The 20206-nt window shown below is 67.7% G+C and carries 21 protein-coding genes; 13 read left to right on the top strand and 8 right to left on the bottom strand.

Annotated elements, in window-relative coordinates:
- Positions 1-3 precede the first annotated feature (3 nt).
- Both QQ25_RS05420 and QQ25_RS05415 read right to left on the bottom strand, forming a co-directional pair.
- Positions 4-2232 (bottom strand): acyl-CoA dehydrogenase family protein, encoded by a 2229-nt coding sequence (locus QQ25_RS05420; RefSeq protein ID WP_039377595.1) that lies wholly within the window; start codon positions 2230-2232, stop codon positions 4-6.
- Complete coding sequence (locus tag QQ25_RS05415; RefSeq protein ID WP_039377594.1) at positions 2229-3221, bottom strand: NAD-dependent epimerase/dehydratase family protein; 993 nt, start codon at positions 3219-3221, stop codon at positions 2229-2231. The genes QQ25_RS05420 and QQ25_RS05415 overlap by 4 nt, the downstream gene beginning before the upstream one ends.
- 110 nt (positions 3222-3331) lie before the next feature.
- Here QQ25_RS05415 and QQ25_RS05410 point away from each other — a divergent pair, with 110 nt between their 5' ends.
- On the top strand, positions 3332-3913 hold the full coding sequence (locus QQ25_RS05410; RefSeq protein WP_039377593.1) for a TetR/AcrR family transcriptional regulator: 582 nt from the start codon (positions 3332-3334) through the stop codon (positions 3911-3913).
- A gap of 11 nt (positions 3914-3924) precedes the next feature.
- On the opposite strand, the gene QQ25_RS05405 is transcribed toward QQ25_RS05410, so the two are convergent.
- The 3 genes from QQ25_RS05405 to QQ25_RS05395 form a co-directional block, all read right to left on the bottom strand.
- Complete coding sequence (locus tag QQ25_RS05405; protein ID WP_039326439.1) at positions 3925-4593, bottom strand: GNAT family N-acetyltransferase; 669 nt, start codon at positions 4591-4593, stop codon at positions 3925-3927.
- Between the two features lie 45 nt (positions 4594-4638).
- On the bottom strand, positions 4639-6069 hold the full coding sequence (locus QQ25_RS05400; protein ID WP_039377591.1) for a PepSY-associated TM helix domain-containing protein: 1431 nt from the start codon (positions 6067-6069) through the stop codon (positions 4639-4641).
- Positions 6070-6168: 99 nt separating this feature from the next.
- Positions 6169-6711, bottom strand: coding sequence for a hypothetical protein (locus QQ25_RS05395; protein WP_039377590.1), 543 nt, complete (start codon positions 6709-6711; stop codon positions 6169-6171).
- 62 nt (positions 6712-6773) lie between these two features.
- On the opposite strand from QQ25_RS05395, the gene QQ25_RS05390 reads away from it, so the two are divergent.
- Genes QQ25_RS05390 through lipE form a run of 5 tightly spaced genes read left to right on the top strand, consistent with a single transcriptional unit; the run spans position 6774 to position 10218 of the window.
- Positions 6774-7418: a class I SAM-dependent methyltransferase gene (locus QQ25_RS05390; RefSeq protein WP_039377588.1), complete on the top strand. Its 645-nt coding sequence runs from the start codon at positions 6774-6776 to the stop codon at positions 7416-7418.
- Positions 7419-7451: 33 nt separating this feature from the next.
- Positions 7452-7805, top strand: coding sequence for an ArsR/SmtB family transcription factor (locus QQ25_RS05385; RefSeq protein ID WP_039326446.1), 354 nt, complete (start codon positions 7452-7454; stop codon positions 7803-7805).
- The gene (locus tag QQ25_RS05380) at positions 7802-8446 is read left to right on the top strand and encodes an SRPBCC family protein (protein ID WP_039326448.1); all 645 of its coding nucleotides are present in this window, start codon (positions 7802-7804) and stop codon (positions 8444-8446) included. The genes QQ25_RS05385 and QQ25_RS05380 overlap by 4 nt, the downstream gene beginning before the upstream one ends.
- Before the next feature lie 45 nt (positions 8447-8491).
- Positions 8492-8977, top strand: a complete 486-nt coding sequence (locus QQ25_RS05375) for a peroxynitrite isomerase (RefSeq protein WP_039377587.1) — start codon at positions 8492-8494, stop codon at positions 8975-8977.
- The gene (gene lipE / locus QQ25_RS05370) at positions 8974-10218 is read left to right on the top strand and encodes a lipase LipE (protein ID WP_039326453.1); all 1245 of its coding nucleotides are present in this window, start codon (positions 8974-8976) and stop codon (positions 10216-10218) included. The genes QQ25_RS05375 and lipE overlap by 4 nt, the downstream gene beginning before the upstream one ends.
- A 1-nt stretch (position 10219) precedes the next feature.
- Here lipE and QQ25_RS05365 read toward each other — a convergent pair whose 3' ends face one another.
- A complete protein-coding gene (locus QQ25_RS05365; RefSeq protein WP_039377586.1) occupies positions 10220-10675 on the bottom strand; it encodes a PPOX class F420-dependent oxidoreductase in 456 nt (151 codons plus the stop codon).
- A 49-nt stretch (positions 10676-10724) separates the two neighbouring features.
- Between QQ25_RS05365 and QQ25_RS05360 the strand changes: the two genes are divergently transcribed.
- The 3 genes from QQ25_RS05360 to QQ25_RS05350 all read left to right on the top strand — a co-directional run bounded on the left by QQ25_RS05360 (position 10725) and on the right by QQ25_RS05350 (position 13460).
- Positions 10725-12272, top strand: coding sequence for an acyl-CoA carboxylase subunit beta (locus QQ25_RS05360; protein WP_052235623.1), 1548 nt, complete (start codon positions 10725-10727; stop codon positions 12270-12272).
- 51 nt (positions 12273-12323) lie between these two features.
- Entirely contained in the window at positions 12324-12761 is a 438-nt protein-coding gene (locus QQ25_RS05355; protein ID WP_039377585.1) for a DUF4383 domain-containing protein, read from the top strand.
- 300 nt (positions 12762-13061) lie between these two features.
- Positions 13062-13460, top strand: coding sequence for a heme-binding protein (locus QQ25_RS05350; protein ID WP_039326460.1), 399 nt, complete (start codon positions 13062-13064; stop codon positions 13458-13460).
- A 13-nt stretch (positions 13461-13473) separates the two neighbouring features.
- Here QQ25_RS05350 and QQ25_RS05345 read toward each other — a convergent pair whose 3' ends face one another.
- Positions 13474-14238, bottom strand: coding sequence for an SDR family oxidoreductase (locus tag QQ25_RS05345; protein ID WP_039377583.1), 765 nt, complete (start codon positions 14236-14238; stop codon positions 13474-13476).
- A gap of 96 nt (positions 14239-14334) precedes the next feature.
- On the opposite strand from QQ25_RS05345, the gene QQ25_RS05340 reads away from it, so the two are divergent.
- Both QQ25_RS05340 and QQ25_RS05335 read left to right on the top strand, forming a co-directional pair.
- Positions 14335-15285: a LysR substrate-binding domain-containing protein gene (locus tag QQ25_RS05340; protein WP_052235622.1), complete on the top strand. Its 951-nt coding sequence runs from the start codon at positions 14335-14337 to the stop codon at positions 15283-15285.
- A 47-nt stretch (positions 15286-15332) separates the two neighbouring features.
- Positions 15333-17291, top strand: a complete 1959-nt coding sequence (locus tag QQ25_RS05335; protein WP_234711845.1) for a CocE/NonD family hydrolase — start codon at positions 15333-15335, stop codon at positions 17289-17291.
- On the opposite strand, the gene QQ25_RS05330 is transcribed toward QQ25_RS05335, so the two are convergent.
- Complete coding sequence (locus tag QQ25_RS05330) at positions 17260-17853, bottom strand: class I SAM-dependent methyltransferase (RefSeq protein WP_039377837.1); 594 nt, start codon at positions 17851-17853, stop codon at positions 17260-17262. The two genes, QQ25_RS05335 and QQ25_RS05330, sit on opposite strands and share 32 nt — an antisense overlap.
- A 74-nt stretch (positions 17854-17927) precedes the next feature.
- On the opposite strand from QQ25_RS05330, the gene QQ25_RS05325 reads away from it, so the two are divergent.
- Together QQ25_RS05325 and QQ25_RS05320 are read left to right on the top strand one after the other, a co-directional pair.
- Positions 17928-18797, top strand: a complete 870-nt coding sequence (locus QQ25_RS05325) for a helix-turn-helix domain-containing protein (protein WP_039377582.1) — start codon at positions 17928-17930, stop codon at positions 18795-18797.
- 129 nt (positions 18798-18926) lie between these two features.
- On the top strand, positions 18927-20192 hold the full coding sequence (locus tag QQ25_RS05320) for an esterase family protein (RefSeq protein WP_082017433.1): 1266 nt from the start codon (positions 18927-18929) through the stop codon (positions 20190-20192).
- The last annotated feature ends 14 nt before the right edge of the window (positions 20193-20206 follow it).

Here is a 20206-nt window from a genome sequence, read left to right as displayed (position 1 = left end):
TCCTCACTTGCGCGGCAGTCCCAGGATCAGCTGGGCGATGATGTTGAGCTGGATCTCGGTGGTACCTCCGCCGATCAACTCGGCGGGCAGGTCCAGGTATGGCGCCACGACAGCGGGTCGGCTGTCCTGTTCCAGGGCAAGCGTCCCGGTGAGTCCGAGGGTGAGTTCGGCTGCCCGGCGCAGCATCACGTTGGTGGCCACCTTGGCGATGCTCGAGGCCGGGCCGGGTGCCTGTCCGTCGAGCAGGCGTAGCGTCTCGCGTACCCCGAGCGCTTTGAGAGCGTTGGTGTAGGCGTCGATCTCGCCGATGGCGTGCAGCACGGGGTCCGGATCAGGGCTGACCGCAACGAGTTCACGCAGCGCGCCCATCCGGTCGATGTTCACGTAGCCGCTGATCGCCACCCGTTCGTGGGCCATGGTGCTGATCGCCAGCTGCCAGCCCGATGCCGGGTCACCCAGCAGCATCTCGTCGGGGATGAAGACGTCGGTCAGGAACACCTCGTTGAACTCGGCCCGCCCGCTGGACTGGGTGATCTGCCGGAATTCGACGCCGGGTGAGCGCATGTCGAGGATGAAGTAGCCGATGCCGCGGTGCTTGGGAGCGTCGGGATCCGTACGGGCAAGCAATGCACCGTAATCGGCGCGGTGCGCCAAGGAGGTCCAGATCTTGTGCCCGTTGATGCGCCAGCCGCCCTCGACCCGCACGGCACGGGTACTCAACGACGCCAGATCGGATCCGGCTCCGGGCTCGCTGAACAGCTGGCACCAGGACAGGTTCCCTCGCAGCGTGGCGGGAATGAAACGTTCCTGCAATTGCGGGGTTCCGGCCGCGATGACGCTCGGCAGGATCCATTCGGCGATGCCCACCGAGGGTCGCACCAGGGGAGCTCGTTTGCCGAACTCCTCGTCCACGATGAGCTGCTGGCGCACGCCGGCGTCGCACCCCCACGGCGCCGGCCAGTGCGGCGCGATCAACCCCTCATCGGCCAGCAACTCACGCCGCTCCCCGATCGCAAACTCCGGATAGTCACCTTGGCGTCCGAAACCGGTGTCGGACAGGGTGAGTGCACGGTCGAGGATGTCACTGACGCGGGCCCGGAAATCGGCGTCGGACTCGCCCAGGTCCACCGTCGCCTCGCGGGTGGCGGTGGCCGACAACTCGCCGAGATTGCGGGTCCACCGTGACACCGGGCCGATCGATGCGGCCAGGCTGGTGGCCCGGCGCCAGTACAGGTGCAGGTCGTGTTCCCAGGTGAAGCCGATTGCTCCGAGCATGGTGAGGGCCTCGAGCACCAGGCCGGGAACCGGCATCACGGCCATCACCGCAGCCGAACAGGCAGTGAGCCGGAGCTGGTCGGTATCCGTGGATCCGGTGAGTGCCCGCACCGCATCCCAGGCCGCTGCCGTGGCCAGCGCGCTGTTCACCAGCAGCATTGCCGCCTTGTGCTGCAACGCCTGGAACGTCCCGATCGGCTTGCCGAACTGTTCGCGGGTGCGGAGATGCTCGGTGACGGTCTCCACGCACCACTGGGTGATGCCTGCGGCCACTGCGGCGGTGAATGCGACGGTCACAGCGGTGACCCGGTCCGCATCCAATCTCAGTGTCGCGGAGACGGGTACCGCGTGATCGTGCAGCCGCAGGATGCCCAGATCGGTGGTCAGGTCGGTGCCACGACGCGATTCGACCTGACCGTCAGAGGTGTTCAGCACGGTCCAGAGCACGCCGCCGGTCTCGTCGGTGAACGGCACCACCGCACGCTGCGCCGAACACATACCGAGCGTCAGACCTGATGAACCGGTGAGCCGCCAACCGTCGCCATCGCGGCGGGCCTGAAAATCAGACTGCTCGCTCGACACCACGACAGCGGGAGTGCCTGCGGCGATCTCCTTGAGCAGCGTCGCGGCGGCGGGGCCCTGATCTTCGGCTACCGCGGCCCCGGCGATGGCCGTGGGGAGCAGCGGGCCCGGCAGCATTGCCGCACCGGCCGCCTCCAGCACACAGCCCATGTCTTCCGGACCGCCGCCCTGCCCACCCACCGCGTCGGGTAGGTGCACGGCATGAAAGCCGTTGTCCACCAACGCACTCCACCATCTCGGTGGCCGGCCTGACGCCAGGTCCTCCAGCGAGGAGCGGGTCGTCTCGATGGCCGCGTGCCTGGCCGCGAACTGCCCGACGGCCGCGCTCAACTGCTGCTGTTCGGGTGTCAGGGCAATGGAGACATGGGTGGTCATGCGCGCCGCCTGGAGGTGAAGAATCGGGCGCCCTCGGCGATGGCCTCCGTGACCGGGCGCGGCTGCCATCCGAGCTCGCGGACCGCCTTGCCGTGATCCATCGGCGACATGACGTGCATCAGCCGTACGGTCAGCGGGCTGAGCTGGTTCTCCTTCTTGGCCAGCCGAGCCACGGGATCGACCACCGCGCCCGCGGCCGCCAGCACCCGGATCGGAACGCCATGCCGAGGCGGTTCGACACCGACAGCAGCGCACGCGGTTTCGTAGATCTCCCGCGCGGTCATGAATCGTTCGGACACGATGTAACGCTCACCGACCCGGCCCCGTTCTCCGGCCAGGACCATCGCCTCGGCAGCATCGGCGATGCCGACGCACTCCGCGGCCGCCCCCTTGACGTAGAACGGCATCTTGCCGCGCACCGCGGCAGCGACGAGTCCGCCGTGTGGCGTCGGCAGCCAGTCACCCGGGCCGTAGGTGTTGGCGACACACATCGCCACCGCGGGCAGTCCGTGCTCGCGGGCGTACCGCAGCACCATCTGTTCTGCGAGCACCCTGGTGTGCACGTAGTCGCCGCCCACATCGAGCCAGTTGTGCGCCAGATCTTCAGTGGCAAGTCCGGATTCTGCGATGCCGATGGTGGCGATCGAGCTGGTGAAGACGAATTTTCGCAGCCCCTCCTCCACTGCGACGTCCAGGACCTCTTGCAGCCCTTCGACATTGGTCCGCCACAGTGGCGCCGGATCACTCAGCCAGGCGCGGGCGTCGACGACGCAGTAGAACACCACGTCGCAACCGTCCATCGCGGCGCGCACCGACTCGGGGTCGAAGATGTCGCCGTAGACCCGCTCCACGTCGAGATCGTCGATCCCGCGGGTGGAACTGGTGCTGCGGATGAGCACGCGAACGTCCTCGCCACGCTCGACGAGCCGCCGGGCCACATGCGAGCCGAGGAATCCGCTGGCCCCGATGACCAGTTTCTTTTGTGCCATGCGCCCTTGCGTTCGTCGTTCTCCAGTTTTACGAGACGCTACGTCTCGTCTTGTGGGAGACTACGGTGGGTAGCTTTCCGTGTAAAGATCCGCGAAGGACCGACAAGGACATGCCGACAAACTCAGAGCCGATCCGGCGGCGCAGCGAGAAATCGCGGGTGGCCATCATCGAGGCCACCCGCGCACTCCTGCTGGACCGGGGTTTTGACGGGCTGAGCATCGAGGCGGTCGCGGCTCGGGCCGGCGTAGGCAAGCAGACCATCTACCGCTGGTGGCCGAGCCGGCCCGCACTCGTGGCCGATGTCCTGCTGGAAGATGCCGACAAGATCCTGGCCACCATGCCGCGCACCGACGATGTCACCGCCGACCTGGTCGCCTGGGCAGGCACGCTGGCCTCGGCGCTGACCACCAAGCGCGGCAACGCCATGTTGCGCATCCTGACCGCGGCCTCACTCGAACACGAGGACACCGCCGCGCGCCTGCGTGCGGGTTTCAGCCGGCCACTGGTCGACTCGGTGCGCAACCGACTGCTGGCCGAGCACATCGACGCCGACCTGGCGGCGGCGGCCGCCGACGCGCTGCTGGGCGGCGTGGTCTACCCCATCCTGTCCGAGGGACAGAGCTACTCCCGGCAGCGAGCCGAGGAGTTGGCCCGCATCATCGTGGCGAGCCTGCGCGCGCAGACCGCCTGAAAGCTGACGCCTTACGCGCCCGGCACAGCGCCCGGCGCGCGCACCACCATCGGCACCGCCGGGAAATACGTCGCCATCTCCGAGCGACACTTGCGCAGGGCGGCGGTTCCGTAGCCGCGCTGGCGGAAGTCCGGGTGAATCCAGATCCGGACGTTGACCTCACCGTGGGCCAGCTCGCCGAACACCATGCCGACCTTCTGGCCGCCCTCCGACGCCACGAACCAGGCGGCCTCTTCGGCGTCCACCCGGCCGAGGGCCGAACGGATCTCGTCGTCGACATCGGCCGCGGGAGCCCCCGATCCGTCGCCGGAGGCACCGACGTCGGTGGTCCTGGCGACGAAGATGTCGCGGTCGGTATCGGCGCTGAACGGCCGCAACTCCAGGGATTCGCCCGAGGCTGCCGGACGCTCGGACACCGTGAAGCTGAGCTGGCTGTTCAGGTCGTCGAGTTCGGCGGCGATCGCACGTCGCGAATCCTTGGTGATCTGGGCGAACGACAACCCGATCACGGCTTCGGCCGCGACATGCGAGGTACCGAGCAGCTTGGCAACCGCGTCGATGGCCGCCGCGCGATCGTCGGCGTCCACGATCACGTCGAGCACTTCGTGGCGCCGGTTCAGGGCGTTGAGCAGAGCGTCGGCAATTTCGCGCCGGGCCGCGGCTTTGTCGTGATCGGTCATACCGCGAGCGTAGATCAGCGGTCTGCGCTCTGTGCAGGGCAACCGTCAGCTCAGAGTCACTCCATTTCCGCGACCATCTCCGTTGGTCTTCCGTTTTCGCAGGGCAACGATCGCGTCCACGATGAGGAAGCCCAGCAGGCTCAACCCGAACAACGGCAGGCACCAGCCGATGACGGCGGCGCCCACCGCGATCGCTGCGATGGCCGGCGGTGGCAACCGGCGTATCGCGCCCCGCAGCGGCGGACGGCCCACCGCCCACGCCGACCCCCGCGTGGGTCTGCGCTGCCACCACATGCGGTAACCGCGCACGATCACGGTGATCAACCCGATCATGGTGAGCGCAAGGACGATCTGGTTGGCGATGCCGAAGAGCAGGCCCATGTGGGCCTCGATCGTCCACTCGGTGAGCTTGGCCAGCAACGGCCACTGAGCGAAGTTCACGCGGTCGGTGACGGTCCCGGTTTCGGCGTCGACCGCGATCTCGTCATATCGGGTGGGCCAATCACGTTTGCGTTCGGCCACTTTCCAGGCCTGACCCGCTTCGGACGGCGGGTACATCCACATCGGTCCACGAAGGCCCGCCTGCTCGGCCGCCATCAGCACAGTGTCAGCGCCCTGCAGGTCGGCTGGACCACCGTGGTGGCCGTGATGTGCGGCGCCGGCGGCCGGTGCCCCGGACAGGGCGGTGTCCACGGCCGGCGCGGTCGTGTTCAGTTGGGTCTGAATCCCGTTGACCGTCTCCCCCGCATAACGGGACCAGGTGATGCCCGACACCGACAACGCCAGCAGAACCGCCACGGTCCACACGCCGACCACACCGTGCCACGACAGCGTGCGCCGGCGGCCCGAAGCCGTGCGGTCGGGCAGAACCAGATCACGCGTCGTTCGGTTCTCTCGACGCCGCATGGTCCACAGGGCCAGACCGGCCAGGGCGATCACCCATATCCAGCTGGCGGCCAATTCGCTGTAGTTCCGGCCGAACGCGCCGAGGTGCAGATTTCGGTGCAGTTCGTCGAACCAGGCCCGGACGGGCATCCACTGCCCGTAGGTCGTCAGCGCCCCGCGCACCTCACCGGTGTAGGGATCGACGAACACTGTCCGCGAGTAGTCCGGCGGAATGTCCTTCAGGGCGGGGTCGACGACAAGGCGGATCTGAGTGGTCTCGTCAGCCTCCGCCGGTGGACGGATGCTTTCCACGGTGCCTTCGGGGTGGGCATGGCGGGCCGCGGCGAGCTGTTCGGCCAGCGGTAGGCGCTCGGCCCCGACGTGCTCGACCGTCAGTTCGTGCCGGTAGACGAATGTGTCGACCTGCGGGATCAGCGCATAGAGCAGACCGGTGACCGCTGCGATCAGGATGAAGGGCCCGACGAATACGCCGGCATAGAAGTGCAGCCGCACGAGAAGCGGGCGCAGGGAGTGGCGGCTGAGGGGCGGAGGGGATTCCTCGCGGAGTTGATCGCCAGGGGTGAGGGTCATGGAAGTGCCTTCGGGTGAAAGAACGTGAAATGTGCGCACGCAGACGCGCAACGGGCAACAGCCCATCGCTGACGACGGGCTCAGATGAAGGAGTCGGGGCTAGAAGCCGATGCCGGACATCGCCGGCGGCGCCCGCATTCCGAGGCCCGCGCGCAGCAGAACAGGCCGCGCCACAACGACATTCGAAGGCCGCCACAGCTCGCGTACCAACGGATGGATCTGGGCGGCGGCGAAGATCCGCAACCAGGACAGCACCGAGGCACAGACCACGAACAGGTACTCGGCCATACCGATCACCAGGCCGAGGCCGGCCGCCGCTGCGGCGTGCAGGCCGATCATGGGGGCGGTGAGCATCGAGGCCGCATGATGGTGTCCGTCGGACATCGCCAGTGCGATGTGGCCGAGGAACTGCCCAGCGCCGAGCCCGGCGATCAGCAGCCCGGTCCTGGCCCATCTGGTCTGGGTGTTCAATCCGCCGACGGCGGCACCGAGCGCCGCGCACAGCAGTAGCAGCACAATCAGCGGACTACTCGCGGGAGCCATGCCGCCGGCCGCGGTGTGAGCGACCGCCGCGGTGAGGGCCGAGCACGCACCGACCAGGCCACCGCGCAAGCGCGCGGCGTGCTTGACAGGGCTGCTCACCTGCGGAACCTTACCGTGCGGTCTGAGCTGGACGTCCGGCGTCGGACCCTAGAGTTGGCGCCGTGACGGGCGGGGCATATGAGCAATACGAGTTGATCGCCGGCGAGTACGCCCAGGCCTTTGCCGGCGAATTCGACGACCGGCCGTTCGATCGCGCGGTCCTGCGATCCTTCGCCGACCTGGTGGTGCGGTCCGGCGGCACGAGCGCCCTCGACGTGGGCTGCGGGCCCGGCGAGCCGACCGCCGAGCTCGCTGACTGTGGCCTCCGGGTCGAAGGCATCGACGGCTCGCCGGCGATGGTCTCTTTGGCCGCCCAGCGGTGGCCGCGGCTGCGGTTCCAGACCGCGGACATGTTCGATCTGCCGTATCCCGCCGGAACCTTCGATGCCGTGTGCGCCTGGTACTCGATCATCCACACCTCCGCCGAGGAGCTACCCGAGCTGTTCACGGCGTTCCGCCGCGTTCTCGCCGATCCGGGCTGGCTGCTGCTGGCATTCCAGACCGACGGCGATCCCGGGATCTATGAGCACGCATTCGGCCGGAACGTGGCGTTGACGTTCCTGCGCCACGACACGGCCACGGTGTGCGACGCGCTGGAAGCGTCGGGCTTCACCGTGTACGCGACGAGCAAGCGGGCGCGGCAAGCGCATCTGGATGAGCCCACGGCCCAGGCCATGGTCATCGCGCACACCAACACTCAGCCTTGACTTATATAAGTCGGCGCTTTTACTCTGGGTCACGTGCACGCCTTCGACATCCTCGGAGATCCGGTGCGCAGGCGGATTCTCGAACTCATCCAGGCGGGTGAGATGTCATCCGGTGCCATCACCGAGGTGATCCGCGCCGAGTTCGAGATCAGCCAGCCTGCGGTTTCGCAACACCTGAAAGTGTTGCGCGAAAACGGTTTCGCCCACGTACGGGCCGAGGGCACACGTCGGCTGTACAGCGTCGACGCCGCACCCTTGCGTGAGGTCGACCAGTGGCTGGAGGGGTTCCGGCGCAATTGGACTCCGCACCTGGACGCACTGGCGACCGAAATCGCGCGCGGCAAACGGCAACGAAGAAGAACCACGAACCGGGAGGCCTCTCCATGACCGACATCCAGCACCAACTCAATTCCGTGCGCCGCAGCGTGGGCCGCACGACGTTCGACGCCCGCGAAGCGCGCGTGGTGACCGTCAGCCAGACCTACGACACCGATGCCGCCGATCTGTGGGATGCCTGCACCAGCCTGGAGCGGATCCCCCGCTGGTTCCTGCCGATCACCGGCGAACTCAAGGTGGGCGGCCGTTTCCAGCTGGAAGGCAACGCCGCGGGCGAGGTGCTGACCTGCGATCCGCCGCGCACGTTCACCACCACGTGGGAAGCCATGGGGGCCACCAGCTGGGTCGAGGTCACCATCACCGACGCCGGCGAGGACCGCGCCACCTTCACCCTCGACCACATCATGCACGCCGACGACCACGACGAGTTCTGGCTGCAGTTCGGACCGGGAGCGGTCGGAGTCGGTTGGGACTCCGGGCTTCTCGGCCTGGCCAGTTATCTCGGTGCCGGTGACGGCATCACGCCGGAAGAGGGTGCGGCCTGGGCCGCCGGCCCCGAGGGCCGCGAGTTCATGACGTCCGCGAGCGAGCTCTGGTACCAGGCCGCGGTGGCCGGCGGAGAAGATCCGGCACAGGCCCGCGCCGCGGCGGATCGCACCGCCGCGGCCTACACCGGTGCCGAACCGGCCTGACGCCGCCCGCGGCGCCTCGATCGAGGCCCGCCGTACCCTGTCGTTGTGCCCGACCTCCACCCGAACCTGACCGTGCTGGCTCCCCTGCTCGGTACCTGGGCCGGCCCTGGGGCAGGCGAGTACCCGACGATCGAGTCCTTCGAGTACCTCGAGGAGATCACCTTCGGCCACGTCGGCAAGCCGTTCCTGACCTACAGCCAGCGCACCCGGGCCCGCGACGACGGCCGCCCGCTGCACGCCGAGACGGGATACCTTCGCGTGCCCGAGCCCGGCCGGATCGAATGGGTGCTGGCACACCCGACGGGCATCACCGAGATCCAGGAAGGCACGGTGCACGTCATCGGCGGCCGGATCGAGCTTGAGCTGGCCGCGACCACCATCGGACTGACCGCGTCAGCCAAAAACGTTGCGGCACTGTCACGTTCCGTCCACATCGAGGGTGACCAGTTGAACTATGAGCTGCAGATGGGGGCCGTCGGACAGCCACTGCAACACCACCTTTCCGCCACCCTGACCAGGAAGAGCGAATGAGCCAACAAGCACCGACCGGCAAGATCGCCCTCCCCTCGGACCTGGATTCGGTGACCGACATCGGCGAGGAGGACCATTCGGAGATCGACCCCCGGGCCGTGGAGCGGATCTGGGAATCGGTCCGCTACTGGTACGGGTCGGGCATGCACCCTGCCATCCAGGTGTGCCTGCGGCGCAACGGAAAAACGGTGCTGAACCGCGCGATCGGCCACGGCTGGGGCAACGGCCCCGCCGACCCGCCGGATGCCGAGAAGATTCCCGTCACCACCGGCACCCCGTTCTGCGTCTACTCGGCGGCCAAGGCGATCAGCACGACCGTCGTACACATGCTCGTCGAGCAGGGGCACTTCTCCCTGGACGACCGAGTCTGCGACTACCTGCCCAGCTACACCAGCCACGGCAAGGACCGCACCACCATCCGGCATGTGATCACGCACAGCGCGGGCGTCCCGATCCACACCGGACCGCGCCCGGACGTCACCCGCGTCGACGACAGCGAGTACACCCGTGAACAGCTCGCTCTCCTCAAGCCGGTGTACCGGCCGGGCCTGGTGCACATCTATCACGGGCTGACCTGGGGCCCGCTGGTCCGCGAGATCGTCTCGGCCGCCACCGGCCGCAACATCCGCGACATCCTGGCCACCGAGATCCTTGACCCGCTGGGCTTCCGCTGGACCAATTACGGCGTTGCACCAGAAGAGGTTCCGCTGGTCGCTCCCAGTCACGTCACCGGCAAACCCCTGCCCGCACCCATCGCCGCGGCGTTCCGGGCCGCCGTGGGCGGGACGCTGGACCGGATCATCCCGCTCAGCAACACCCCGCTGTTCCTCACCAGCGTCATCCCGTCGTCCACCACCGTCTCAAACGCCGACGAGCTGTCTCGCTTCGCCGAAATCCTGCGCCGCGGTGGCGAACTCGACGGAGTCCGGATCATGAAACCCGAAACGCTGCGGGCCGCCACGACGCCGTGCCGGCGAATGCGCCCGGATGTGGCGACCGGGCTCAAGCCGATGCGGTGGGGCACCGGATACATGCTCGGCGGAAAGCGGTTCGGACCGTTCGGCCGCAACACCCCGGCGGCGTTCGGTCACACCGGCTTGGTCGACATCGCGGTGTGGGCGGACCCGCAGCGCAGCCTCTCGGCCGCGATCGTCAGCAGCGGCAAACCGGGGGCACACCGCGAGGCGAACCGGTATCCCGCTGTGCTGGACCGGATCTCGGCCGAGATACCGCTCGGCTGAGTCAGCGCAACTTCTCGCCGTACACCCGCTCGACGGTCAACGTCATCAGCACCCGGCGGTCCGAGACCATCACCGACCGGTATTCGTCCCAGTCCGGATGCTCCCCCGCCGCCTTGCGGTAATAGTCGACCAGCGCCTGGACCTCGGGGCCATGCGGGTCGTCACCCGGGCCGGTCAGTGTGACCGTCCCCTCGGCGGTGGCCCACGCCCAGCCGTCGGCGCTGGTCACCTCCAGCGCCGCGCGGGGGTCGCGACGCAGATTGGTCGTCTTGGCCCGCCCTTCGGTCATCGACACGTAGATGACGCCGGCGGTCCGGTCGAAGTAGGGCGTCACAGGCGACAGTTGCGGCATTCCGGAGGCCTTGATGGTGGCCAGCACTCCCAACCGCGCTTCGGCGAGCAGATCGCGCGGATCGAACGGGTCGGCCGTCGAGTTAGATGATGAGGTGGCGGTCACATCTGTGCGCAACCTCCGACCGCACGCCCGCTATTCCAGGAGCCTGCCGATGCCTGATGAACCTCTCCGCGACGATCTCGCCGAACTGCTGCGCCGGAGGGAGTCCACGCAGGACGCCGGCCGGTCCGATGCCGTCACGCGGCGCCACGCGGCAGGGGGCCGCACCGCGCGGGAGAACATCGCCGGCCTGGTCGATGAGGGGTCCTTCGTCGAATACGGCCGGTTCGCGATCGCGGCCCAGCGGCAGCGTCGCAGCCTCGACGATCTCATCGCCCGCACGCCTGCCGATGGTCTGCTGGCCGGCACCGCCCGGATCGGCGGGGCTGCGTGTGCCGTGCTGTCCTACGACTACACCGTGCTGGCCGGAACCCAGGGCGCCATCGGCCACCGCAAGAAGGACCGGCTGTTCGAGATCATCGAGCGGCTGAAGTTGCCGACGGTGTTCTTCGCCGAAGGCGGCGGCGGGCGCCCCGGGGACACCGACATCCCGACGGTCTCCTCCCTGGAGATCCGCGCATTCGCGCTGTGGGCCGGGCTGTCCGGTCTCGTACCCCGTATCGCCGTGGTCAAGGGCCGGTGCTTCGCGGGCAATGCGGTGATCGCGGGTGCGGCCGATCTGATCGTTGCCACCCAGGACAGCTCGATCGGGATGGGCGGCCCGGCGATGATCGCCGGCGGCGGCCTCGGCGAGGTGGCGCCCGACGACGTCGGCCCGATCTCGGTACAGGCAGCCAACGGCGTCGTCGACGTCGTGGTGGCCGACGAAGCGGAGGCCGTGGCCACCACCAGGAAGCTGCTGGGTTACTTCACCGGATCGACTGAATCCGGCCCCGTCGCCGACCAAACCGCCTTGCGCACAATGGTTCCCGAGCGTGCCCGGCGCGCCTACCGGGTCGCGCCGATCATCGAGACGCTGGCCGATGCCGGCTCGGTGACCGTGCTACGGGAGAAGTTCGCCCCCGAAATGGTGACGGCCCTGGCCCGCATCGACGGCAGACCGGTCGGGATCCTGGCCAACAACACCATGGTGATGGCCGGTGCCATCACCGCCGCAGCGTCCGACAAGGCAGCCCGGTTCCTGCAGTTGTGCAATGCGTTCGGACTGCCGGTCGTCTCCCTGGTGGACTGCCCCGGTTACATGGTGGGCCCGGCGGCGGAGGCCGAAGCCCTGGTGCGACGCGGTTCACGGCTGCTGGTCACCGGAGCGGCGCTGACGGTGCCTCTGGTCGCGGTCATCCTCCGGCGCGGTTACGGCCTTGGGGCACAGGCGATGTGCGGAGGCAGCCTGCATGAGCCCCTGCTCACGGTGGCGTGGCCCGGCGCCCACCTGGGCCCGATGGGCTTGGAGGGAGCAGTCCGGCTGGGCCTGCGCAAGGAGCTCGAGGCGATCGCCGACGACGACGAACGCGAGCAGGCAGTGCGGGCGGCCACCGCAGCGGCGGAGGAGAACGCACGTGCGCTCAACTCCGCGGCGCTGTTCGAGATCGACGACGTCATCGACCCGGCGGAGACGCGGGGGCTGATCGCCGCCACGCTGGCCGCGGCCGCTCAGCACGAACGTCCTGCGGCCCGGGCACGGTTCGTCGACACCTGGTGAGGCGCCGCCTGAACCGTTGACTACACGCTGTAGTAGACGTAGCGTCGCGATATGCGGCAGTGGAGTTTCGCTCAATGGGGACTGCTGGTCATCTCGTTGTTCCACGTGGTCCAGGCAATCATCGGATTCATTGCCGAGCCGAGTTTCGCCATCGGACCGGATGCGCCGACCACGCCCATTCTGGGCATGGACTACAACGGCTGGCATGCGGTCGCCGGTCTGGCCCTGTTCGGCCCCGGCCTGGTGTTGTGCCTTCGAAAATCCTGGTCCGTGCTGTATCTCCTGCTGGCAGCGGCCGCCGGAGCGCTACCCGGAATCTGGGCGTTCTTCTCGAATCAAGTGGCCTACATATTCGCCTTCCCCAACAACATCACCGACGCGATCGTGCACGTGGCAACCGCCGCGGTGATGCTGGCGGTGGCAGGTGTGCAGATCTACCGCGATGGCGGCCTGCGCAACTCGCTGTCCGGGCTAACCCTCAAGCGGTGAGCGGATCAGTTAGCTGCGGGCCCCCCGGATAACGATTCGGTCACTACCACGGACGCTCCACATCACGATCAAATAAGAATGGCGCCCGCAGGTTGAGAGAATTCAAGATCATCGGCCGCAATTCGGTGGAATTGAGGCGCAATTCACGGCGGTGGGCGTAACGCCACCTCAGCCGTCACAGCTGTTTCACAGGACATCTGCTTTGCTCGCCTACACCACGGTTACTTTCGAGTTCGGGCCGGGGACAGCGATCTCGATCGCGACCCAATGAGAAACCAAGAACCCCGAAGGAAAATGATCATGAAATTCACTGGTATCACCGCGCGCCGAGGAATTGCCGGCGCATGTACCGCGGGCCTGCTCGGCGGAGTGGCCGCAGCAATGATCGGCGCACCGACGGCGGCGGCCGCACCCGACTGCAGCGCCAGCGGGGTGGCCGGCACGGTCAGCAGCACCACCGGTGCCGCGCGCGCCTATCTGGACAGTCACCCGGGCGCCAACCAGGCCGTGAGCGCCGCGTTCACCCAACCGCGCCCGCAGGCCGCGGCCACATTGCGTGGCTACTTCACCGCCAACCCGCAGGAGTACTACGACCTGCGCGGCATCCTGGCTCCGATCGGGGACACCCAGCGGGCGTGCAACGTGACGGCATTGTCACCCGAGCTGGCCTCGGCGTACTCGGAGTTCATGGCCGGGTAGTCAACCGAGTACCTCAATGACCGTGTGGATCCGCGGCATTGAGGGTGGCGACAACCTGGTCGTAATCCCCGCGCGCTTCGCCGTAGCGCAGGAATTTGACCCGGTCCACCTGGATCTCCCTGGCGTCGGGCTCGCGTTCGAGCAGATCGACCACCTCGGCGACGAATTCGTCAAGGGGCATGGCGAAGCTGCTCTCGCGCTGGCCCGGCACCAGGTCGGTGGCCACCGAAGGCGGGATCAGCTCGACCAGCTTGACGCTGGTGTCGGCGAGTTGCATCCGCACCGATTCGGTGAGCATGTGGATGGCCGCCTTGGATGCGTTGTAGCTCGGCGTCGCCCGCAGCGGAGCGAAGCCCAGGCCCGAGGACACCGTCATGATCGTGGCATCCGGCTGCGTCTGTAGGTGCTCGACGAAGGACGCGATAAGACGAATCGGCCCAAGCACATTCGTGGTGATGGTGGCCTCGGCCGAGCGCAGAAAGCTCTCGGGCGTGTGCCAGTCCTCGATCGCCATGATGCCGGCCATGGCGATCACGACGTTCAGATCCGGGTGAGCGCCGAGCACCGTGTCCGCCGCCGCGGCGATGCTGTCCGGATCAGCGGTGTCGATCCGCACGGTGTCCAGTTCCGGGTGCTCGGACCGGATCTGCTCCAGCAGTTCGGTGCGCCTTCCACCGACGATCACCGTGTTGCCCTTGGCCGCCAGTGCCAGGGCCAGGGCCAGGCCGATGCCGCTGGTCGAGCCCGGGATGAATATGGTGTTGCCGGAAATCTTCACGGTGAGATCCCTTTCCTGGATTGACCTCTTTGGTTCGTACCATCCAGCGTGACAGCGTCACATTCATAAGTCACATGCATGGTTAATATGTTTGGTATGCGTTCAACGCATATTGGCCGCGTCGACCTGAACCTGATCCCGCCTCTCGTCGCCCTGCTGGAAGAGCAGCAGGTATCCCGCGCCGCAGAGCGCGTCGGTTTGAGCCAGCCCGCGATGAGCCGCTCCCTGCAGCGGCTGCGGCGGCTGTTGGACGACCCACTGCTGATCCGTGATGCATCGGGGTATCGGCTGACTGCCCGCGCGGAGTCCGTCCGAATTCAGTTGCTGACGGTACTGCCTCAACTCGAAACACTCTTTGCCCCCGAACATTTCGATCCGCAGAAGGCGACCACGCCGGTACACCTGGTCGCGAGCGACTATGCGGTGCAGGCCTTCGGCCCCGCCATCTGCCACGGAGTGCTCCGCCAGTCGAGCGCACCGGTGCGGTTCCACAGCTGGGGCCACGACAACGTCGCTGAGCAGATTCGCGCTTCAGGCGTCGACCTGGGCCTGTTCGGCGGCTACGCCACTGCGGAGCTGCACTCCGAAGAGTTGCTGGTCGAGCGGTTCGTCTGTGTCGTCGCCGCAGACCACGCTCTGGCCGAGAACGACGGCATCACGCTGGCCGACTATGCCGGGGCACGCCATGTGGTCGTCGACGTCCACGACGGAATTCAGCCGGACATCGATCTCCCGCTGAAGAAGCTGGGTCATCCGCGGCAGGCCACGGTGACAGTTCCGTACCACGCGGTCGCCGCACAACTGCTGCCCGGCACCGACCTGATCGCCACGTTGCCCAGCCAGTGCGTCAACACCCTCGTCTCCCTCGACGAATTTCGGGTGATAGACGCACCGGAGGAGATCGCCACCATGACATACCGGATGGTGTGGCATGCAGCCTTCGACAACGACGCACGCCACCAGTGGCTGCGCGCGGTGGTGCGCACGGCGATCCGACAGGTGACGGCCGCGAACACCGTGCGGCCCGGGGTCACGCCAACCCGGTGAGCGCCGCGTCATACCGTGGAGCCAGGCCGACACGTCAAGGAGGACGGATGGCGAACCGGTGGCAGACGGTCCGGAGCAATCGCGGCGATCGAGGCAAGAGGGTGGCCGGGAAAGCGGCGACCCGCGTCCGGAAACGCAACCCATCGCCGCTCGAGCCGGCATGGACGCCACCCCCGGCCCGCTATGGCGTCGGAGTCCACCACAACGTGGCGGTCCGCACCTCCGACGGCACCGTGCTCCGTGCCGACATCCACTATCCGACGGTGCCCGAGACCGGGGCGCCGGCACCCGGACCGTTCCCGGTCCTGATTTCCATCACGCCATACGGCAAGAAGGCTCCACCGCCGGCCGCCCAGATCGGCGGCGGGGCCACCCCGTACCTGATCCGGCGCGGCTACATCGAGGTGATGGCCGACGTCCGGGGCACCGGTGTCTCGGGCGGCTCGTTCGAGATGCTGGGTGCCGAACAAGTGCAGGACGGCGTCGATTTGGTGAATTGGGCTGCGCGGCTGCCGAATTCGAATGGCAGGGTCGGGATGTTCGGCATCTCCTACCTGGCCATCAACCAGCTCCTCACCGCCGCCGCGGTCGGCCCCGACTCGCCGCTCAAGGCGATCTTCCCGGCGATGGCCGCCAACGACTTCTACCGCGACGTGGTCACCATGGGCGGCGTGCCGCACATGCGCACGGTGCGCGCCTACGGCGCCGTCTACTCGCTGCTCAATGTGGTCAACCCGGCTCTGGAGTTCGCCAAACGCGGTACGCATGAGCGCCCCCGCGCCGGGGGCCTGGCCGCCGTTCTCCAGCGCGGGCGCGACCAGCGTCAGTACTTCCGCACCATGATCGGCGACGCCACGGCAGGCGGGGACACCGCATTCGACGGGCCATTCTGGGACACCATGCGGGCCTCGGACGTGCTGCCGGACATCGCGAAAAACAAGGTCGCCGTGTTCCTGGTCGGCGGCTGGCACGATGCCTTCCAGCGCGGCGCCCCGCTGAACTATGCAGCGCTGCAGAACGCCTACGCCGGCCGGCCGCCCAACGCTCCGATGGAGCCCGGCCAGCCGCTCTCCGACCGCGTGCAATTGATCATGGGCCCGTGGTACCACGTCTCGGATCTGGACGGCCTGCATCTACATGCCTTGCAGCTCCGCTGGTTCGACCGCTGGCTCAAGGACGACGCCGAGGCCACCGTGACCGGTGCGCCGATCCGTTTCCAGGCCATCGGCAGCCGAACATGGTTCCGGGCAGAGGATTATCCCTTCCCTGATACCACGCCGACGCGGTTCTATCTCGCCGAGGGCGGTCACCTGACCGCCGAACCGGCCGCCGAGCAGACCGATGCCACCCTGCGATATGCGGTGCGCGGTCCGATATCCGGCCGCAGCCTGGAGCAGTGGACCCTGGGGATGGGCAGCTTCATGGCTGCCCAGACCGGCCGGCGGATCCGCTACGACCTGGACAACCGGCGGCTGCAGCGCGAGGCCCTGACCTACACCACCGACGAGTTCGATGAGGCTCAACTGATCGCCGGCCCGGTCACCTTGACCGTGCATGCGACGGCCGACACAACCGAGACCCTGTGGGTGGCCCACCTCGACGACTTCGCACCGGATGGCACCAGCCGGCCGCTGACCCAGGGTGCTCTGCTCGGATCGCACCGCGCGCTGGATCCCGAAGCGACGTGGTACCTGCCCGATGGGACGGTGTTGCGGCCGCACCACATCAGTACGCGAGCCGCCGTCGAACCGGTGGTGCCCGGCGAGCTGACCAGGTACGACCTCGAGATCTTTCCCACCGCGGCGCTCATCGAACCGGGTCATCGTCTACGACTGACCCTGACCACCTACGACTTCCCGCACCTGGTGCCGACGCAGCCGGCCCGCCAGGCCTTGGCAGGGGGCACCTATCGGCTCAGCCAGGGCGGCGATGCGCCGTCGAGCCTGCTCATCCCACTGGCCGATCCTGCCGCGTTCACACCGGACGAATCGCGCGGAGGTACGTAAGCCTGCCGGCCAACCGGATGCGTCCGGATCCCACTACCGCACATTCAAATCCGGCATCCTCGAACAGCCGGGCCAGCGCGTCGCCCCGCACATCGACGACGTGCAACCTGCCGCCCGGCCGCAGCACCCGGAACAATTCGCGGGCAGCGGCGGTCTTGGTGGCCTCATCGAGGTGGTGCAGCATCATCGAGGACAGCGCCAGGTCGAACCCGCCGTCGTCGAACGGTAGTTCCTGAGCGTAGGCCCGGGTGAAACTGATGCCGTTCATACCCTTGGCCTTTCGCTGCGCCCGCTGCAGTGCCCGCGGGTCAGGATCGGTCCCGACGATATCGGCGCCGGGACATGCCTTCTTGGCTCGAATGGTGAGATTGCCGGTTCCGCAGCCTATTTCGACGATCCGTTGGCCGCCGGACAATCCGGCCTGCGCGACGAGCTCGCGGTAGGCGGGATTCATTCCCAAGACCCGCGTCAGGAGGTCGTAACCGGGCAGGAACGCATCATGACCGGCGGCAGGAAGGTAGTCATGCCGGTTCTTCAGACGATGTGGACGATGTTCGGTCATGACCTCCATGATCCACCTGGGTGGACGCGGATAGTGGGGCGAAGATCGGCTATATCAGGACTATCTTTGGCTTCATGCCCGACGCGTCTCGATTGGTCCGCCACCGCGACGGCGTCCCGGTCTATCGGTACTGGACGGACCGCGACGCACCGCCGGTGTCGGTGACCCGGGGCCGGCGCGCCGACCTCCCCGAACACCGTCCGCACATACACGACTTCCCGGTGCTCTGGTACGTGCCGACCGAGGGCGTCGTCTACGTGGTGGCAGCGGGCGAGGTGATCGACCCGCGACCGTTGGCCGCAGAGTCCGACGGGATCGGCGTGTACTTCGACCCCGACGCTCTGGGGTACGACGCCGGTTCGCCATGGCCCACCTGGCAGGCCCACCCCCTGCTGTTCCCGTTCCTCCACGGCAAGTCTGGCGGAGTCCTGCGATTGCGCGTACCTGCCGATCGACAGCCATTCTGGGACAGCGCGATCCAATCGATCGAGGCAGAACTGGGCGCCCGGCGCGAGGGCTTTCGCCAAGCCGCGCTGGCCCATCTGACCCTGTTGCTCATCGACCTCGCGCGGCTCGCCGACGACGTGGTCGGCGACCTGCGGCGCAGTGGAGAGCCGTTGCTGGCCGAGGTGTTCTCGGCGATCGACCGCAGATTGTCGGAGCCGCTGTCGTTGCGCGACGTCGCCGACGAGGTCGGAATGACGGCGGGTCACCTCACGACGCTGGTCCGGCGGCGGACCGGACGCACGGTCGGCGAGTGGATCAACGAACGCAGGATGAGTCAGGCGCGTGCGCTGCTCGGCGAAACGGACCTGTCCGTGGCCGAGGTCGCCGCGCGGGTCGGGATGACCGACCCTGGATACTTCAGCCGGCAGTTCCGCCGGACACACGGCCGATCACCGCGCGAGTGGAGGCGGTCCGGCATCGGAAGCGAATCACCTTGATAACGGAGGAGTTACGCCAGGCGCGGCCACGGTGGGCACAGCTCACGCGTTGTTAGCGTGCCGGGTGTGAGACTGAGAGGGTTCGGTCGGGTGTCGCGCCGCGTGGCGGCCGCGACGATCGCGGGATTGATGTTGCCGGCGCTGGTGGTTGCCGGGCCGACGCCGACCGCGGCAGCGTATTCGCGCGACGGCTTGCCGGTGGAACGCCTGCAGGTTCCGTCTGCGGCGATGGGCCGCGATATCACCGTGCAGTTCCAGGGCGGCGGTCCGCACGCGTTGTACCTGCTCGACGGGTTGCGCGCCCAGGACGACGACAACGGCTGGGACATCAACACCGCGGCGTTCGAGTGGTTCTACGAGTCCGGCATCTCGGTGGTCATGCCCGTGGGTGGGCAGTCCAGCTTCTACACCGACTGGTACCGCCCGGCGGCCGGCAGTGCGGGCACCACCACCTACAAGTGGGAAACGTTCCTGACTCAAGAGCTTCCGGCTTACCTGGCCGCCAAACGCGACGTGGCACCAACCGGCAATGCCGTCGTCGGATTGTCGATGTCCGGCGGCGCGGCCCTCAACCTGGCCATCTGGCATCCCGCCCAGTTCATCTTCGCCGGTGCATTGTCCGGCTTCATGAATCCGTCACAAGGCTTGTGGCCCACCATGATCGGCTTCGCCATGAAGGACGCCGGCGGCTACAACGCCAGCGACATGTGGGGCACCACGAACGATCCCGCCTGGCGGCGCAATGACCCCATGGTCAACATCAACCGGCTGGTGGCCAACAACACCGCGATCTGGGTGTACTGCGGCAACGGCATTCCGTCCGAACTCGACGGCTCTGGCGGGAACTTCGGCACGATGTACAGCGCCCAGTTCCTGGAGAACATCACGATCGCCTCCAACAAGGAGTTCCAGCAGAAGTACGTGGCGGCGGGTGGACGCAACGCGCGGTTCGAATTCCCGCCGAACGGTACCCACAACTGGAACTACTGGGGTTCGCAGTTGCAGCAGATGAAGCCCGACATGCTGCGCGTGCTCAATCAGAACGCGGCAGCAGCGGCCGCTCCCCCCGCACCGGCTGCACCGGCACCTGCCGCGCCGCCGGCACTTCCGGGTCAGGTTGCCCCGGCACCTGCGGTGCCCGGCCAGGTTCCCGGCGTCGCGGCGGCGCCCGCAGCTCCGGCGCTACCCCGCCAGCTCGCTCCTCTACCCGGCCAGGTGCCCGGGGTGGCGGCAGCCCCCGCTTCACCGGCGCTACCCCGCCAGGTGCCCGGTGTGGCCGGGGCGCCTCGGGTAGCCGGGGTGCCAGGCATGGCCGGGGCACCGGTTGCTCCGACAGTGCCTGTGGCGCCGGTTACCCCTGGCCTTCAGACGATTCCGGTCGCGCTGCCGCGGTGACACCGGCGTAATCC

The organism is Mycolicibacterium setense (assembly GCF_000805385.1).
Taxonomy (GTDB): Bacteria; Actinomycetota; Actinomycetes; order Mycobacteriales; family Mycobacteriaceae; genus Mycobacterium; species Mycobacterium setense.
This window is presented reverse-complemented; position numbering and strand designations above follow the sequence as displayed.